Raw genomic sequence first — 16,405 nt, 5'->3', positions numbered from 1 at the left:
CGTTACTCCTACGGAGTGTTTTGCTGTGTTTCAATACTCCATAGGAGTAACGTGTTTATAGAATTTGCTTTTTATCTTATTGGGCTCCGTAGGTGCCTCGTATTTTTAATTCGGTTTCCCAACCTCAAATTTATTTTTTCAACTCCAATCCCCAATCTTTTCCTTTATCAACCGCGGGTACACCTTTATCCATCCAAACAGGCAATGGTGCGCCCTTTAAAAAGTGATCAAAGAATTGCTGCTCACGTATGGTGATGTCTTTGCGGTTTTGGCGCAGCGCCAGGTTATGAGCTTCACCATTATATTGCAGCAGCCAAACGGGTTTGCCCAATCTGCGTAAAGCAGTAAACATTTCAATACCCTGATACCATGGCACGGCCCCATCCGCATCATTACTCATGATCATTACCGGGGTTTTTACTTTAGGTAACTGGAACAAGGGTGAGTTTTCGATATACAATTCCGGTTTTTCCCAAAGCGTGGCGCCGATACGGCTTTGTGATTTTTCGTACTGAAACTGCCTGTTTAGTCCCGATTCCCAGCGAATACCGCCATAAGCCGAAGTCATGTTGGCGACAGGTGCACCAGCCCAGGCCGCCGCATACATATTGGTTTGCGTAATAAGATAGGCTACCTGGTAACCGCCCCAGCTTTGGCCCTGTATACCAATATGCGCAGCATCAACCCAGGTGTTTTTCTTCAATGCTTCAACCCCCGAGTTAATAAATTCAACCGCCGAAGCACCCGGGTGACCGGTTTGATAGCTGATATCAGGCGCAAAAACAAGATAACCGTTACTTACAAAAAAAGAGATAGGCAGACGGGAAGGTGTTGGCGCAGGCGCCAAATAATTATAAAGGCCGTCCGAAAGTTTCTCGTAAAAGTAAACTACCATCGGGTACTTTTTGGCCGGGTCAAAATCTTCAGGTTTATAGAGGATTCCTTTCGATTGATAACCTTTAGGAGTTGTCCACCTTACAAGCTCGGCAGTGCCCCAGTTGTATTCACTTTGCTGCGGGTTGATGCTGCTTAGTTTGCTCTCTTTTTTCAGATCAGCTGACAGGTATAGATCTGGCGATTGCTTATAGTTTGCCTTGGTGTAAATATAAACGTCTGCGTTTTTAGCTTTTAAGAGGTTGTCATAGCTCACCGGAGCCATGATAATTTTTTCGGGCTGGTTGTTAGCTTCTGGAAACTTCCGGAAATACCCCCATTGCTTGGTTTCTTCATTTTGGGTCAGGAGCCACATCGGTTCTTTTAGCGGGATGAATTTTTGCTCCGGATCGGTTTGATCATACCTGATAATGAGCTTATTTTTTCTTCCGATGCCTTTCGTAAAATTAAAAGTATCGCCGGTTGCCGGGTCAAAACGCCAGATATCGTACCGGTCATAAATAAATACGGACTTGTCGCCCGCTGTCCAGCCTGCAACACCGTAAGGTGAAGCATAGCCGGGAACGTCATTCAGCTCGTCGCCCATTTTTGTTCCGGTTGATTTACTGAGGTTTATTTTTTGTCCGGTTGTAATAGTATAGCAGTACCAGGCCTGATCTTTTACATCAAACCACAACACATAATTGCCATGAGGAGAGATATAGTAACGCCCCATAGAAGCATTGATTAACCTATGATTACCGCTTTTGGTGTCAATCAAAATAGCCTGCTGTTTGGTGCTGCCTTCCCACTGGGCGGATACACGTGCACCGGTATCGGTAACCCCTAAAACATAGCGGGCATCTTTATTTTCGGCAGTCAATATTTCTGGAATAGCCTTGCTGCCTAACTGGACAATTTTGCTGTTTGTTTCTTCGGGTTTTATGACGGCCAGATAGCTTCGTTTTAATTCGGTTTGCAGGTTTTTGAGTTGCTGCGGCTGCAGGTAATCATCTTTGTAATTCCAGATATCCAGTTTGGCTATTTCAAAATCAACCAGTGTTGTATCTGCGGGTTTCGGGATGGGAGCCGTTCCAAAGAAAAGGTTATTGCCGCTTTTACTAAAGCTTACTTTGCCGTCGCCGCTTACTGCCCAATTATTAGGTATACCCACAGATCCGGCAGCAGCGATAACTTCCGCGCTGTCCTTCGTAGCGTTGTAATAATAAAGCTTAAAGGGTTTTACCAATGCCTTTTCCGGGTTCTTTTCGGCAGTGAATGCTACCTGACGCCCGGCATCGTCAATGCTGATGTTATGGTAATTCCCCCTGCCGGTGCTTAAGCGTTTAAGGGTGTTTTTCTCTGAATCAAATAAATACAGGCCTGACGTAGTTTCCTTTTGTTTTGCAGGCGCTGTAACAGCAAAAGCTATCCATTTGCCGTTTTTACTTACCTGGTATTCGGTAACATATTTAAAAGTTCGTACAGTGCCGGTTTTTAGTTTTCTAACCGACAGATCAGCACCATCATGCGTAGCCGGAGCAACAGTTTCAGCTACTGCTTTTTTTGAAGTATCGCTTGTCGAAGTTTTTTTAAGTGTATCAGCCGCAGCGAGGTAAGCGATAACAGGTGCATCTTCAGCTATCTTAAAGGAGCGGATAGCCGGAACTTTGACCACAGACGATGACCCTAATGTAATTATACCCAAAGTATCTTTAGGGAAATCCGATTGTTTTTTCTTCTTTATTTTGGCCTGCCTGGTATCCTTATAAAATGGACGGATAAGGCATATAGCAAATTTTGAATCGCTGCTTATCTTAATGGTATCGGCTCTTGGAATTTTTAGCGAAGTAGTGTTTTTTGAGCCTTTTATGATCAGATCTGCATCACCCTGCTGTGGTTTTATTATATAGCCTATCCATTTACCATCGTTACTGATGCGCTGCCCGGCTACGCTTTGCCATCCGTCAAAAACAGAATGATCTAAAGGTTTTTTACCCGGGCTTTGAGCAAATACATGAAAACCAGTAGCCAGTAAGCGAAAGGCGAAAGGCGAAAGGCGAAAGGCGAAAGGCGAAAGGCGAAAGGCGAAAGGCGAAAGGCGAAAGGCGAAAGGCGAAAGGCGAAAGGCGAAAGGCGAAAGGCGAAAGGCGAAAGGCGAAAGGCGAAAGGCGAAAGGCATTATGTTAAATAGGAATATAAAACAACCTTTAACCTTTTACCTTTCGCCTTTTACCTCAAACTAACACATCGCTTTATTCAAGGCGCGGATGGCTTCGTTAAAATCTTCGCGGGCTACTAAAAACTGGATATTTACCATTCTTAAAGCAAAGCCGCAGCTTTTGATATTGATGCCGTTTTGAGCCAATGCTGTAGCTGATTTAGCAAGTAAGCCCGGCTGATCCATATTGGAGCCTATCAAACAAACCATAGCTATTTTCTCAACAGCAACCTTTTCGTAATTATCCTCTAATTCGCTGATTAGTTTTTTATTGTAGTCTTTTTCCCATATCACTATCGAGATGCTATTAGCGCTGGTAGCCTTAAAGCTGTAACTAACACCAAATTTGTAAAACAGCTGCATGATATGAAAATCCGTACCAACATTACCCACCATAGATGGATCATAAATGTCGATCATGATCACCCTATCGGTACCGGTTATCACCTCAACGCGTTTTTTATCGCAGATATATTCGCGCGTGATCAATGTTCCCGGGTGCTCCGGCTGAAAGGTGTTCTTGATCCGCAGGTCGATGTCGTTTATCTCCAGCGGCTTCGATGCCTTGGGGTGGATGGCCTCCATGCCCACATCAGCCAGCTGATCGGCAACATCATAATTGGTATTACCTACCGGGGAACAGTTTTCAACACCAACCAGTTGCGGATCGGCAGTACAAAGGTGGTATTCTTTGTGGATGATGGCTTCCTGCGGTTTTACAGCAACGGCAATTTTGCTGAAGGTAACTTCAGAGTAGCCACGGTCAAACTCGCGCATAATACCTTCGGTACCTTTGGCATAGCCGGTAACAATGGTAATTGTTTTTTCAAAATCAATATGGGCAAGGTCTTTTTTAATACGCTGATCAATGGTTAATGCACGATGATCATGAAAGCCGCTCAGATCGACCAAGGTAGCATTGATCCCCATATTTTGCAGGATATTGGTAAAGTTAAAAGCCGAATGACTTTCACCTATCGATGCCAGTATCTCGCGGGCGGCCTGTAAAATGCCTTCTTTACCTACATAACCCGAAGCCAGGATATTAGCCAGGTTTTCAAGGTAGGTTTGCGCATCTTTGATCCTTGTTTCAATGTACTTATCAGCTTCGGCTATGTTTAAACCAAGGCCATCGTAAGTTTTGTTGATCTGCTTTAAACGGGTAATAAGTTGTTTAAGCGGTGTATGGAAATCCTTGTAATTAGCAAGCTTATGATATACCCCCGGTGCGCCGGTCTTTTTGTTTTCGAGCAGGAGGTTGGTTACCCCCGAAAATGCCGATACTACAAATATGCGGTTATAAAGTTGCTCCCCGCTGCGTTCAAACAGGATGATGTTTTTGATCACATCACCCAAAGCGGTCATGGATGTACCGCCAATTTTTTCTACTGTTAACATTTTATATTGAAAGATCAGCAACCAGATACCATAACTGTACCAATTGTTATAACTATTTGTAATTGGTTGAATGCAAATAGCTTGTATCCGAGTTGCTTTTAAAAAAATAACTCATTTTGATATACACTATCAAAACGATTGAAATATAATGATTATTTGCTTTCTGCTTTTAGCTTAATTAACTGATAATGCTTTCCGCTTTAAGCATTTGGCTTTTAGCTTCAATTGTCCTTTTTGTATAAATCACCTGCTTTCTCAGCCGAAAGACGGATGCCCTTGATCATAGCCGAGCTAAAACCGTGGTGCTCCATTTCATTTAAACCGGCAATGGTACAGCCGCTTGGCGAAGTTACCTTATCAATTTCCTGCTCAGGGTGCGAGGCCAGTTGCAGCAGCAGATCAGCCGCTCCTTTGGCAGTTTGTGCTGCCATTTTCAGGGCGTCATGTGCATGGAAACCGATCTCGGTGCCGCCCTGTGAAGCCGCACGGATAGATCTCAGGAAGAAAGCGATGCCGCATGCACACAAAGCAGTAGCCGAGGTCATTAATTCTTCATTGATCTGTATGGTTACACCAACCGTATCAAAAAGAGATTTGGTCATGTTGATATTCTTATTGGTGCCATTATCGGTAGCAATACAGGTCATGGAGTGGCCTATGGCTATCGCGGTATTTGGCATAGCCCTGATCACCTGTACATTAAGATCAAGGTGCTGGCGGATATCTGCACAGCTAACGCCGGAAATAACAGATATCAATAATTGCTTATCCGGCTTTAACGAAGGTTTAATTTCGTCTAACAGTTTATTGAGTTGTTGCGGCAGCACGGCCAGCACAATGATGTCGGCTTTGCGTACGGCACGCAGGTTATTGTCAGATACATGATACCCCTCATCGGCATATTGGGCCAGCGCGGCTACGTTGCGGCGGGTTAACGATATTTGCTGGGGCTTACAAATACCTGATTTAACTAAACCTTTGGCTAATGACAGGCCTATGTTACCGGAGCCTAATATTGAAATGTGCTGTTGTGAGTTCATGCGTTTTGAGTTAAACGTGTTCCAAATGGTTTGTTATCTTTCAATTGACCAAGATCATCTGATTTGCCGATAATTACCGCCTTTACACCGCAGGCAATTGCGGTAAAAGCGTTATCAAGTTTAGGTAGCATTCCACTGTGTATAATCCTTTCCACTTTAAGTTCCTCGTAATGCTGCGGGTTAATTTCCCTGATCAGCGATTCTTCGTCATTGATATCTTTTAACACACCTTTTTTCTCAAAACAATATATTAGGGTGGTTTCATATAGTCCCGATAACGATACCGCCAGTGCCGAAGCAATGGTATCTGCATTGGTATTTAGCAACTGGCCTTCGCCGTCGTGCGTTATAGCGCAGAAAACAGGAGTGAAGCCCGCTTCCATCAACCGGCTTATATTTTCCGGGTTGATAGAGTCTTTAACAATATCGCCCACAAAACCGTAATCAATAGTTTTTACCGGTCGCTTCACCGCTTTAATAAAATTACCGTCGGCGCCGGTTAAACCTATGGCGTTGTTGCCAAAACGTTGCAACTGTGCCACTATATTTTTGTTAATGAGGCCACCATAAACCATGGTAACCACTCTTAGCGTCTCAATATCTGTGATGCGCCTGCCGTCAACCATTTTCGACTCGATGCCTAAATCTTCGGCCATTTGTGTGGCAACTTTGCCACCTCCGTGTACCAGGATCTTGAACCCGTCAAGCGCTTCAAAGTCCTTTAAAAAATGATATAGGTTTTCAGAGTTATCAATAACGTTTCCACCTATTTTGATTATATAAAGACCCTTATTAGGCGATAATTTACCCGTTTTGATATGATCTGTATCAATTTTATTCATTCCAGCTGTTAATATAACTCTTTTAATGCCAAATTTCTACTTTTTTGAGTAGAAAACCGTTAAAATTACGAAAATATAGTGTGTTTTTTAAAAAATTGATTTGAAAATGAATAATTGAATTTGCAGCCTAAGTTTACAATTTGATTATGAAAGAATTAGTATTATTGGAAAACTTTAAGGCATCATCCTTGCTTATACCTATCTATGGAGCAAAAAAAGAATACCAGGCCGCGGGTGGCAATTATTGGGGGAGGATTTGGCGGGATACATTTAGCTAAAAAATTGAAAGATGCACCCGTTGATGTGCTGATGATCGATAAGCATAATTATCACACCTTTCAACCTTTGCTATACCAGGTGGCGGGCGGCTCCATAGCTGCAGATTCAATCGGCTTTCCATTACGACGGATCTTTACGAGGCAAAAGAATTTTCGCTTTGCGCTTGCCCAGGTGGAGAAGATCAACGCCGAAAGTAATACGCTTGATACTGATATCGGAACCATTTATTACGATTACCTCGCGATAGCAACAGGCTCTAACACCAACTTTTTCGGCAATAAAGAGATAGAGCATTTTGCCATGCCGATGAAGAATATCCCGGAGGCATTAAATTTAAGGAGCCTGATCCTGCAAAACCTGGAGATGTCGCTGGTATCTAAAGACCCGGAAGAAAAAGCCGCGTTAATGACCTTTGTGGTTGTAGGCGGTGGCCCAACCGGTGTGGAACTTTCCGGCGCCCTTGCCGAAATGCGCGAGCTGATATTAATGAAGGATTACCACGGCTTGCGTAAACATAGCATGAAGGTTTACCTGGTTGAAGGTAAAGCAGAGCTGCTGGCAGCGTTTTCGCAAGGGGCCAGAACTAAGGCCAAGAAGTTTCTGGAAGATATGGACGTAACCATTTATAACAGTGCGCATGTACAAAGTTATAACGGTTATGAGCTAAAGATAGATAACGGGACATCGCTGTTAACCCGCAACGTGCTTTGGGCAGCTGGGGTAAAGGGCGAGTTTCCTGAAGGCATTTCTGCGGATAATATAGTGCGCGGCAACAGGATCCTGGTTGATGAATTTAACAAAGTAAAAGGCTACGAAAATATTTATGCCATTGGCGATGTAGCAGCGATGATCACTAATGAATATCCCAACGGGCATCCCGGAGTAGCGCCTGTGGCTATTCAGCAGGGGCAAAACCTTGGCGAAAACGTTTACCGCATGTTTGATCGTAAGCCGCTGAAACCTTTTAAATACAGGGATAAAGGCTCGCTGGCAACCATAGGGCGTAATAAGGCTGTGGCTGATTTGGGGAAGATCCATTTACAGGGATTTTTTGCCTGGCTAATTTGGGGATTTGTACACATTATGTCCTTAGCCGGTTTTACCAACAAGGGCATTATATTTTTTAGCTGGGCCATAAACTATTTTACTAAAAACAGCGATAACCGCCTTATTGTGCGGCATTTTGATACCGAAACACGAATGACCGATCCTGAAACGAGATAGTTACAAACAATAGGCCTTTTAAATCCTTACTTGTAAGTATTTATGGATCTGTTTGTTGTAATTGCTTTATTGGTTATTATCAGTGCGGTGTTCTCGTACCTGAACGCGCGTTTTATTAAGTTGCCGGGTACCATTGGTATCGTGTTGCTGGCAACTATTACTTCTATAGCCATACTCGTCCTCGATAAAGTCGATTCGTCGATAGCAGATTACCTCAGCAAACTTGCCAAAAATATTAATTTCTCCAAAGCAGTATTGAATATCCTGCTTGGCTTCCTGCTTTTTTCAAGCTCATTTAATTTGGATGGCCGGAAACTGAAGAAAGAAATGCGCCCGGTATTTGTATTGAGCACATTGGGCGTTATTATCTCAACCGCAGTGTTCGGTTTTCTGTTGTTTTACGTCGCCCCGGTTTTCCATATCCATATGCCGCTGATCTATTGCCTGTTGTTCGGCGCATTAATCTCGCCTACGGACCCTGTGGCTGTTTCGGCTATCATCCGCAATTCAAAACTACCGGTCAATCTCGAAACCATTATTTCGGGCGAGTCACTGTTTAACGATGGCATAGGACTTATCCTGTTTGTGATCATTTTGGAAATTGCCCGGGTGGGCGAGGAAAAGATTGAATTGGCAAAAGTGGTTTTACTTATAATAAAGGAAATAATTGGGGGGATGTTAGCCGGTGCTGTTTTGGGTTATGTAACTCACCGTTTGATGCGCTCCGTTAAAGATTTTCAGACCATTGTACTGATCTCGCTGGCTTTGGTGATGGGCTTGTCGGTATTGGCCGTATTGCTCGGTTTTTCGCTCCCTTTATCAGTTGTTATAGCCGGACTGTTTGCCGGAGGCCAATCCATTAACCAGGATAACAAAGAAAAATCGCACGAGGCATTAGAGAAGTTCTGGAAGCTGATTGATGAGATCCTGAACACCATTTTGTTTGTGATGATCGGTCTGCAACTGGTTAACCTGCCCTTTGTAAATAATTACTGGGTTACGGGAAGTATCTCTATTGCTACCGTTTTAATAGCCCGGTGGCTGAGTATCATGCTGCCGCTAACCTTTTTACGGCGTACACTTAAGGTAAATTACAGTAATATCAATATCATGACCTGGGCTGGCTTGCGCGGGGGAATTTCTATTGCGTTGGCCTTATCGTTGCCCAATACACCATACCGGCACCTAATCTTGTCAGGAAGTTATTTTATTGTGATATTTTCGGTGATTGTACAAGGGCTAACCTTAAACAGAATGATCAATAGTGTTTCTAAAAAGATAGAAGAATAAAACATCTATAATTCTGCCGCGGGTTTAGCGATAGCGTAACCCGTGGTAAACGATCTTTGAAGTTTTTAACTTCATCGGTTAAGTTGAAAACTTACGGGTGACGCTTAGCTAGCCCGCGGTAGTTAATTATTTAAGGCGCGACATATATTTAGCAATCTCTGCCTCGGTGGTATCTGCGCTCTTATCCAGCGCTTCAATAATATTTCCCTGTTCCACTTCAGTACGGTTTTGACTAAGTTTCTGTTTGCCCTGCAAATCGTTAACAATGATCTCAAAAGCCACAATGCCTTTCATCATCCGTTGCTTATACTCATCGGGTAGGTTATTCCATTGCGTTAGGTAATCAGCCTCATAATTGCTGATCATCTGTGCTAACAGATTAGCTGTTTGTTCGCCATCGGATAACATCGTGGCTTTACCGTAAGCATGCACAGCAATGTAGTTCCAGGTAGGCACGTTGGTCTCTTTTTCGTAATGCTTAGGGGAGATATAGGCGTGCGGCTCAGTAAAGATCACTAATATTTCCTTTGCAATAATTTCAGCAGCCTGCGGATTGGCTTTGGCGAAATGTGATGACAGAACAATTTTATCATCGCGCTTACTTACCAAAAACGGGATGTGGGTAGCAAAAGGAATATTGTCAGTAGCGGTAACGATAGTTGCAAAACTATAGCGCTGCATAAAATCAATCGCTTCCTGCTCGTTAGTTAACTGAAAATGTTTTGGCGTGTACATTGGGAAAAGAATTAAGAGGGGAAGAAGCAAGAGTCAAGATGTATGAAGTTTCGACTCTTACTTTTATAAAAATAGTAATTACTTACAAGCTCTCCAGCATCTGTTTCAATACTGCCTGGGCAGCCCAAACGCGGTTTCCTGCTTCATGCACTACAATGGAGTTCGGGCCATCTAATATTTCATCAGAGAGCTCCAGGTTACGGCGTACAGGTAGGCAATGCATTACTTTGGCATCGTTGGTTTGCTCCAGTTTTTTATTGGTCAGCATCCACTCTTCGTGTTTGCCCAATATATTGCCATACGGCTCATAAGCCGACCAGTTTTTTACGTAGATAAAATCCGCACCGGCCAAAGCTTCATCCTGGTTGTAACTAATGTTGGCACCCTGAGTAAAATCGGTACAAAGCTCATAACCCTTAGGCTGAACAATGGTAAAGTCAACATCGGCCTTGCACATCCACTCCGAAAAAGAGTTTGGTACGGCCTGCGGCAATGGTTTTATATGCGGAGCCCAGGTTAATACCACTTTTGGACGCGCTGTTGTTTTCAACTCTTCAATGGTAACTAAATCAGCCAGACTTTGCAGCGGGTGACGTGTAGCCGATTCCAAACTAACAACCGGTACTTTGCAAAACTCAACGAATTTGTTGAAAATCATTTCGCTATAATCCTCTTCACGGTTGCGCAAACCCGGGAATGAGCGTACACCAATGATATCGGCATATTGACCCATAACGCCGGCAGCTTCGCGGATATGCTCAACTGTGGTGCCGTCCATGATCACGCCGTCGCGCAGTTCAAGCGCCCAGCCTTCTTTATCAATATTAAGCACCATCACATTCATCCCCAGGTTAAGGGCTGCTTTTTGAGTGCTCATACGGGTACGCAAACTTGGGTTCAAAAACACTAATGCAAGCGTTTTATTTTTACCAAGCTGCTGATGGGCAAACGGGTCCTGCTTAAGCGCCAATGCCTCTTTTACAAGCGCATTAACATCGTCAACATCATTAACAGAAGAGAATAGTTTCATTAGTTTGGGTATTATAGCGAGTTATTGATTCAATACATTTACAAAAGCTTCCAGGAACCTATCGGCGTGAGCCTTAGTTAAATTAAGTGCCGGAAGTAACCTAATTACGTTAGGTTTAGCTTCGCCGGTAAATATGTGATGCTTGTTTAGCAGCTCCTTACGTGCATGGGCCAATTCTTCAGGCAGTTCGATGCCGATCATCAAGCCGCGACCACGAACCTCTTTAACCTGCTCCAACTTTTTCAATTCTTTGATCAGGTAACCGCCAATTTCGGCAGCGTTTTGCATCAGGTTGTCCTGCTCCATAGTTTCAAGTACGGCCAAACCAGCAGCACAAGCCAAGTGATTGCCACCGAAAGTGGTGCCCAGCATGCCGTAAGCAGGCTGTATTTTCGGCGAAATAATGATGCCGCCAACCGGGAAGCCATTACCCATGCCTTTAGCCATGCTGTAGATATCAGCATCAACACCGGCAAAATCATGCGAGAAGAATTTACCTGTACGGCCATAACCGCACTGTACCGAATCGGCAATGAAAACGGCATTATATTCATCGCACAATGAACGGATCTTCTGCAGGAAGCTTTCGGAAGCAACCTGGATACCGCCAACACCCTGGATACCTTCAATAATCACGGAAGAGATCTCGTTGTCTTTAAACGCCTGTTCTAACGCAGCCTCATCTGCCCATGGCAAAAAGATAACGTTATCAGTTTCGTTGATAGGGGCGACGATCTTTGGATTATCAGTAACCGCAACCGCTAATGAGGTACGACCGTGGAACGATTTGCTGAAAGCAATTACTTTCTTTTTTCCATTATAAAAAGAAGCCAGTTTTAAAGCATTCTCATTAGCCTCGGCACCTGAATTACACAAGAATAACTGGTAATCTTCCTTACCCGAAACTTTACCCAATTTTTGAGCCAGTTCTTTTTGAATAGGAATCTCGATAGAGTTAGAATAAAAACCAAGCTTGTGTAATTGGTCTTCTAAACGTTTTACGTAGTGCGGATGGGTATGACCAATAGAAATCACAGCATGACCGCCGTACATATCTAAATACTCGGTGTCTTGGGCGTCATAAACCAAACTGCCCTGGCCTCTAACTATATTTATGGGGTTGATTGGATAAACGTCGAATAATTTCATATCGTGTTAAGCTTAAAGCTGAAGGCTTAAGGCCGAAAGCTTTTATTTTCTTAGTGTCTTGATCAGGCTAATAAGCATAGCCTTCACTTCATTAATTAATTTATCTGTCTCCTGATAAAGTACATCCTCAACATAGAACAAGTCTTTACACATCAACAGGCAATACTCCAATTCGTGTGCTGAACCTAAAGCCTGATCTAAGAAATGAGCGAAGTCGCGTTCTGTATGCCTTCCGCATCCTTCAACTATGTTAAGCGGAATTGAGTATGATGCTCTTTTTGTTTGGCTCATTAGGTCGAATTGCTCACTTCTTGGAAATTTCGGAAGTACAGATTTGTAAATGAACATGTTAAGCGCATGTGCTTTTTTCCAGACCTCGTATTTTTTATAATCCCTCATAATTAGTTGCTTTAAGCTTTCAGCCTTCGGCTTTCAGCTCACCTAAAAAGCTATTCCCTTAAGTCGTAAGCCTGCGCGCTCGTCCAGTCCAAACAATAGGTTCATGTTCTGTACTGCCTGGCCGGATGCGCCTTTAAGTAAGTTATCCATTATGCTTATAATGAATATTTTGTTATCGTGTTTTTTTACCTGGATAAAGCATTTGTTGGTGTTCACAATCTGCTTCAGATCGATATTACGGTTAGTTACATGCGTAAACGGATGACCATCGTAGTAGCTTTGGTAAAGTGCTAAAGCTTCTTCTTCGGTTAAATCGCTTTCAGTGTAAATTGAAGCGATAATACCGCGGGTAAAGTCGCCACGATAAGGGATGAAGTTTATAGCCTTGTCAAAGTTACCTTGTAGTCGTCTTAATGATTGACCGATCTCATTCAAATGCTGGTGACTAAATGCTTTATAAACTGAAAGGTTATCGTTACGCCATGTGAAGTGAGAGGTTGGCGACAAGCTTTGGCCTGCACCCGTTGAACCGGTGGTTGCTGTAACATGCACTTCGTTATCCAGCAAGCCTTTTGATGCCAGTGGAAGCAGTCCCAATTGTAAACAGGTAGCAAAACAGCCTGGGTTAGCAATGTTTGATGCTGTTTTGATAGCTTCGCGGTTTAACTCGGGTAAGCCATAAACGAAACTTTTACCATTCAGGGTTGAGTTTTCGCTCAGTCTGAAATCCTGGCTCAGGTCAATGATCTTAACTGAATCGGGGATAGCATTTGCTTCCAAAAACTTTTTCGCATCGCCATGACCAACACAAAGGAAAAGCACATCAATATCAATAGATAATTCAGATGCAAATTTCAGGTCGGTATCACCAAACAGGTCGGTATGTACTTCGTAAACATAGTTGCCTGCATTGCTGTTGCTATGCACAAAAGCGATATCAACATTAGGGTGATTGATCAGGATGCGGAGCATTTCGCCGCCGGTGTATCCTGCTCCGCCAACTATGCCTGCACGTACCGCCACCGGGACCCCTGAAGGGGGAATATTGGAGGCGACTTTTATATTTATAAATTCGGTCATAATTTTAACAATTATTCCCCCCTTAGGGGGTTAGGGGGCCACATTTATCCGATCATTATTTGTAGATGGATATGAATATAAAATAAATTCAAGATCGCTCCGGTCGTTGTTGCTGATAAAATGCTTTTGACCGGGATGGATCTCGATACCCTGTTCGGGTTTCAATACTGTAACTTCACCGTCTATTGAAAATGTAGCCCGTCCTTTTAAAATAAAAAATACCTGTGTGGCTTTTTCGTGATAATGCAATTGCTCTGCAGTATCCGGCGGCATCAGTTCCTGTTTAACAGATAGGGCTTCGGTATCAATGAAGGTCCATCCATGGCAGTCGTCGCCCCAGTTGTAATGCTTTAGGCAGTCACTTTTTGAAAAAGCCGTATTAATCATTGCTTTGGCCGTTAACCTTATGATAGATCATTACCTGGTTGCCAAATATTTTAGAGAACCCTTTAACGTCTTCGCCGCTCCATGCATTGTTCATTTCGCCGTAGCTGCCAAACTTGTTCGACATCAGGTCATGATCTGACTCAATACCTATTACCTGGAAACGGTAGGGATGTAATTGTACAAATACTTTACCACTTACATTTAATTGCGTATCATTCAGGAATGCTTCGATATTGCGCATGATAGGGTCATGGAACTGACCTTCATGCAGCCAGTTGCCGTAGAAAGATGATAACTGATCTTTCCATGAAAGCTGCCATTTGGTCAACACGTGTTTCTCTAAAGTGTGGTGAGCCTTGATGATCACCATAGGAGCTGCAGCCTCAAAGCCTACGCGACCTTTAATACCGATGATAGTATCACCAACGTGAATATCCCTGCCGATACCATAAGGCTGGGCGATAGCCTGCAACGCCTGGATAGCTTTGGTTGGATGATCATATTTTTCATCACCAATGGCTACCAATTCGCCTTTTTCAAAAGTAAGCACAAGGTCTTTTACTTCAGATGCAGTAACCTGTGTTGGCCATGCTTCTTCAGGTAAGCCAAGGTTTGAAGTTAAAGTTTCCTTGCCGCCAACTGATGTACCCCAAATACCTTTATTGATGGAGTATTTGGCTTTCTCGAAGTTCATATCAACACCATGTTTTTTCAGGTATTCGATCTCTTCCTCGCGGCTCAGTTTCAGGTCGCGGATAGGGGTGATGATCTTTACTTCCGGAACAAGGATGTTGAAGATCATATCAAAACGTACCTGGTCGTTACCGGCACCTGTACTACCATGGGCAACAAATTCGGCACCAATTTCTTTAGCGTAGTTAGCAATAGCAGTAGCCTGGCTTACGCGCTCGGCACTTACTGATAGCGGGTAGGTGTTGTTTTTTAATACGTTACCGTAAATTAAAAAGCGTACGCAGGTATTGTAAAAGTTTTCGGTTTCATCAACCACATGGTGCGAAGTAACGCCCATTTTATAAGCGCGTTCCTCAACGCCTTTTAACTCTTCCTCGCTGAAACCGCCGGTATTTACAATAACCGAATGCACCTCGTAACCAAGGTCCTGTGTTAAATAAATACAGCAAAATGAGGTATCTAAACCTCCGCTATAAGCTAATACTACTTTTTTCATTTTTTAAGGTTAAAGGCAAAAGGTTAAAGGTAAAAGGTTTCGCCTTGCATGTTTTTTAATTATCGTTTCTTAAAAATTTTATAAACCCAATTAACATCGCTTTTATCTCGTTAATTGAGGTGTTTGTTTTATCATAAATCTCCTGTGGGATAAATCCCAGGTCATAAATCAAAAAGCAAGTATATTCTACTTCGTGTGCCGAACCTAATGCATTATCTAAATAATGAGCAAAATCTTTATCCGTATTTTTACCACATCCCTCAACTATATTTAAGGGGATGGAATAAGTGGACCTTCGCAGTTGGTTTGTTAAGGCAAATTGTTCTTCGCGCGGCATAATCGGTAGTATATCGGCATAAACCTGCTTTGTAAGCATGTGCGCTTTTTTCCAAACATCAAGTTTTTTATAATCTCTCATTGTTCAATGCAGACATTTTTAGTGCAGCTACCTTTAACCTTTCGCCTTTGACCTTTCACCTAAACATCGTGGCCGATGCGCTTTTTTATCGCATTCTCGATACGTTCGAGCAAAGTTGCCTTGTGTGTAATGCGCTGCATCTTTTCTTCGTATTCTTTCTGTTTTTCGGCAGGATCAAACAGCATGGCGGTGCACATGCAGTTTTTGCGGCCTTTGCTGGTTAAAATATCAAAGTTTACGCAGCTTTTGCAGCCTGCCCAAAAGTTCTCGTCCTGGGTAAGTTCGGAGTAGGTAACAGGTTCATAGCCAAGCTCCGAATTGATCTTCATTACAGCTAAACCAGTTGTTAATCCGAATATTTTGGCATCGGGGTATTTGGTACGCGATAGCTGGAAAATACGGTGCTTAATGGCCTTTGCCAATCCCGCCTTACGGAACTGTGGATTAACAATAAGGCCCGAGTTGGCAACGAAATCGCCATGGCTCCAGGTTTCAATATAGCAGAAGCCGGCCCAGGTGCCGTCTTTATGGAGGGCTATAACAGCCTTGCCTTCCAGCATTTTATTAGCAACATATTCGGGTGAGCGTGTAGCTATACCAGTTCCGCGTGCCTTAGCCGATTCGGCCATTTCATCGCAAATCATTGGTGCATAATCAACATGCTGTGCAGTAGCAACCTGAATATCAAAATCTTGTATTGTCATTTAAATAGATAATTACCGTGAAATTAATTGGCTTTATCAGCCTTAAATAATTAGATGGTTTTTTTAAAAAGAAGTTTAAAAAACTCTTTTTGTGTGGGCAGGAGGAAAATTAATTCAAACCCGTGGCATGTAGGTCCTTCGTCGGAG

15 protein-coding genes are annotated in these 16,405 nt (G+C 43.1%); 2 read left to right on the top strand and 13 right to left on the bottom strand.

All coding sequences use genetic code 11. The features are described 5' to 3' along the window. Positions 1-130 precede the first annotated feature (130 nt). The 4 genes from AC1DUD_RS24965 to argB form a co-directional block, all read right to left on the bottom strand. On the bottom strand, positions 131-3,055 hold the full coding sequence (locus tag AC1DUD_RS24965) for a S9 family peptidase (RefSeq protein WP_477379523.1): 2,925 nt from the start codon (positions 3,053-3,055) through the stop codon (positions 131-133). A gap of 60 nt (positions 3,056-3,115) precedes the next feature. After that, the gene (locus tag AC1DUD_RS24960) at positions 3,116-4,492 is read right to left on the bottom strand and encodes an aspartate kinase (RefSeq protein ID WP_477379521.1); all 1,377 of its coding nucleotides are present in this window, start codon (positions 4,490-4,492) and stop codon (positions 3,116-3,118) included. A 221-nt stretch (positions 4,493-4,713) separates the two neighbouring features. Continuing rightward, positions 4,714-5,532: a pyrroline-5-carboxylate reductase gene (proC, locus tag AC1DUD_RS24955; RefSeq protein WP_477379519.1), complete on the bottom strand. Its 819-nt coding sequence runs from the start codon at positions 5,530-5,532 to the stop codon at positions 4,714-4,716. Beyond that, positions 5,529-6,374, bottom strand: coding sequence for an acetylglutamate kinase (gene argB, locus AC1DUD_RS24950; protein WP_477379517.1), 846 nt, complete (start codon positions 6,372-6,374; stop codon positions 5,529-5,531). The genes proC and argB overlap by 4 nt, the downstream gene beginning before the upstream one ends. Before the next feature lie 204 nt (positions 6,375-6,578). On the opposite strand from argB, the gene AC1DUD_RS24945 reads away from it, so the two are divergent. Next, on the top strand, positions 6,579-7,877 hold the full coding sequence (locus AC1DUD_RS24945; protein ID WP_477379515.1) for an NAD(P)/FAD-dependent oxidoreductase: 1,299 nt from the start codon (positions 6,579-6,581) through the stop codon (positions 7,875-7,877). A 42-nt stretch (positions 7,878-7,919) separates the two neighbouring features. Further along, on the top strand, positions 7,920-9,167 hold the full coding sequence (locus AC1DUD_RS24940) for a cation:proton antiporter (protein WP_477379513.1): 1,248 nt from the start codon (positions 7,920-7,922) through the stop codon (positions 9,165-9,167). A gap of 126 nt (positions 9,168-9,293) precedes the next feature. Here AC1DUD_RS24940 and AC1DUD_RS24935 read toward each other — a convergent pair whose 3' ends face one another. The 9 genes from AC1DUD_RS24935 to AC1DUD_RS24895 form a co-directional block, all read right to left on the bottom strand. Further along, positions 9,294-9,902, bottom strand: coding sequence for an FMN-binding negative transcriptional regulator (locus AC1DUD_RS24935; RefSeq protein ID WP_477379511.1), 609 nt, complete (start codon positions 9,900-9,902; stop codon positions 9,294-9,296). 82 nt (positions 9,903-9,984) lie between these two features. Further along, complete coding sequence (locus AC1DUD_RS24930; RefSeq protein WP_477379509.1) at positions 9,985-10,932, bottom strand: N-acetylornithine carbamoyltransferase; 948 nt, start codon at positions 10,930-10,932, stop codon at positions 9,985-9,987. A gap of 21 nt (positions 10,933-10,953) precedes the next feature. Continuing rightward, complete coding sequence (locus AC1DUD_RS24925) at positions 10,954-12,081, bottom strand: aspartate aminotransferase family protein (RefSeq protein ID WP_477379507.1); 1,128 nt, start codon at positions 12,079-12,081, stop codon at positions 10,954-10,956. A 42-nt stretch (positions 12,082-12,123) separates the two neighbouring features. Beyond that, on the bottom strand, positions 12,124-12,480 hold the full coding sequence (locus AC1DUD_RS24920) for a four helix bundle protein (protein ID WP_477379505.1): 357 nt from the start codon (positions 12,478-12,480) through the stop codon (positions 12,124-12,126). A gap of 42 nt (positions 12,481-12,522) precedes the next feature. Then, positions 12,523-13,560 (bottom strand): N-acetyl-gamma-glutamyl-phosphate reductase, encoded by a 1,038-nt coding sequence (gene argC, locus AC1DUD_RS24915; protein ID WP_477379503.1) that lies wholly within the window; start codon positions 13,558-13,560, stop codon positions 12,523-12,525. A gap of 30 nt (positions 13,561-13,590) precedes the next feature. Next, positions 13,591-13,947 carry a cupin domain-containing protein gene (locus AC1DUD_RS24910; RefSeq protein ID WP_477379501.1) on the bottom strand — a complete coding sequence of 119 codons (357 nt, stop codon included), beginning with the start codon at positions 13,945-13,947 and terminating at the stop codon, positions 13,591-13,593. Next, the gene (gene argG / locus AC1DUD_RS24905; RefSeq protein WP_477379499.1) at positions 13,940-15,136 is read right to left on the bottom strand and encodes an argininosuccinate synthase; all 1,197 of its coding nucleotides are present in this window, start codon (positions 15,134-15,136) and stop codon (positions 13,940-13,942) included. Before argG ends, AC1DUD_RS24910 begins: the two co-directional genes overlap by 8 nt. Positions 15,137-15,191: 55 nt before the next feature. Beyond that, on the bottom strand, positions 15,192-15,554 hold the full coding sequence (locus AC1DUD_RS24900) for a four helix bundle protein (protein WP_477379497.1): 363 nt from the start codon (positions 15,552-15,554) through the stop codon (positions 15,192-15,194). A 59-nt stretch (positions 15,555-15,613) separates the two neighbouring features. After that, on the bottom strand, positions 15,614-16,258 hold the full coding sequence (locus AC1DUD_RS24895; RefSeq protein ID WP_477379495.1) for a GNAT family N-acetyltransferase: 645 nt from the start codon (positions 16,256-16,258) through the stop codon (positions 15,614-15,616). Positions 16,259-16,405 lie beyond the last annotated feature (147 nt).

It is taken from the genome of Mucilaginibacter sp. P4_A11, from assembly GCF_056402535.1.
This window is presented reverse-complemented; position numbering and strand designations above follow the sequence as displayed.

What these genes read in the sequence shown, in the direction of transcription:
- argC (WP_477379503.1), bottom strand. Translation starts at nt 13,560, where the DNA reads ATGACCGAATTTATAAATATAAAAGTCGCCTCCAATATTCCCCCTTCA.
- AC1DUD_RS24940 (WP_477379513.1), top strand. Translation starts at nt 7,920, where the DNA reads ATGGATCTGTTTGTTGTAATTGCTTTATTGGTTATTATCAGTGCGGTG.
- AC1DUD_RS24895 (WP_477379495.1), bottom strand. Translation starts at nt 16,258, where the DNA reads ATGACAATACAAGATTTTGATATTCAGGTTGCTACTGCACAGCATGTT.
- proC (WP_477379519.1), bottom strand. Translation starts at nt 5,532, where the DNA reads ATGAACTCACAACAGCACATTTCAATATTAGGCTCCGGTAACATAGGC.
- argB (WP_477379517.1), bottom strand. Translation starts at nt 6,374, where the DNA reads ATGAATAAAATTGATACAGATCATATCAAAACGGGTAAATTATCGCCT.
- AC1DUD_RS24960 (WP_477379521.1), bottom strand. Translation starts at nt 4,492, where the DNA reads ATGTTAACAGTAGAAAAAATTGGCGGTACATCCATGACCGCTTTGGGT.
- AC1DUD_RS24935 (WP_477379511.1), bottom strand. Translation starts at nt 9,902, where the DNA reads ATGTACACGCCAAAACATTTTCAGTTAACTAACGAGCAGGAAGCGATT.
- AC1DUD_RS24965 (WP_477379523.1), bottom strand. Translation starts at nt 3,055, where the DNA reads ATGCCTTTCGCCTTTCGCCTTTCGCCTTTCGCCTTTCGCCTTTCGCCT.
- AC1DUD_RS24925 (WP_477379507.1), bottom strand. Translation starts at nt 12,081, where the DNA reads ATGAAATTATTCGACGTTTATCCAATCAACCCCATAAATATAGTTAGA.
- AC1DUD_RS24900 (WP_477379497.1), bottom strand. Translation starts at nt 15,554, where the DNA reads ATGAGAGATTATAAAAAACTTGATGTTTGGAAAAAAGCGCACATGCTT.
- AC1DUD_RS24945 (WP_477379515.1), top strand. Translation starts at nt 6,579, where the DNA reads ATGGAGCAAAAAAAGAATACCAGGCCGCGGGTGGCAATTATTGGGGGA.
- AC1DUD_RS24930 (WP_477379509.1), bottom strand. Translation starts at nt 10,932, where the DNA reads ATGAAACTATTCTCTTCTGTTAATGATGTTGACGATGTTAATGCGCTT.
- argG (WP_477379499.1), bottom strand. Translation starts at nt 15,136, where the DNA reads ATGAAAAAAGTAGTATTAGCTTATAGCGGAGGTTTAGATACCTCATTT.
- AC1DUD_RS24910 (WP_477379501.1), bottom strand. Translation starts at nt 13,947, where the DNA reads ATGATTAATACGGCTTTTTCAAAAAGTGACTGCCTAAAGCATTACAAC.
- AC1DUD_RS24920 (WP_477379505.1), bottom strand. Translation starts at nt 12,480, where the DNA reads ATGAGGGATTATAAAAAATACGAGGTCTGGAAAAAAGCACATGCGCTT.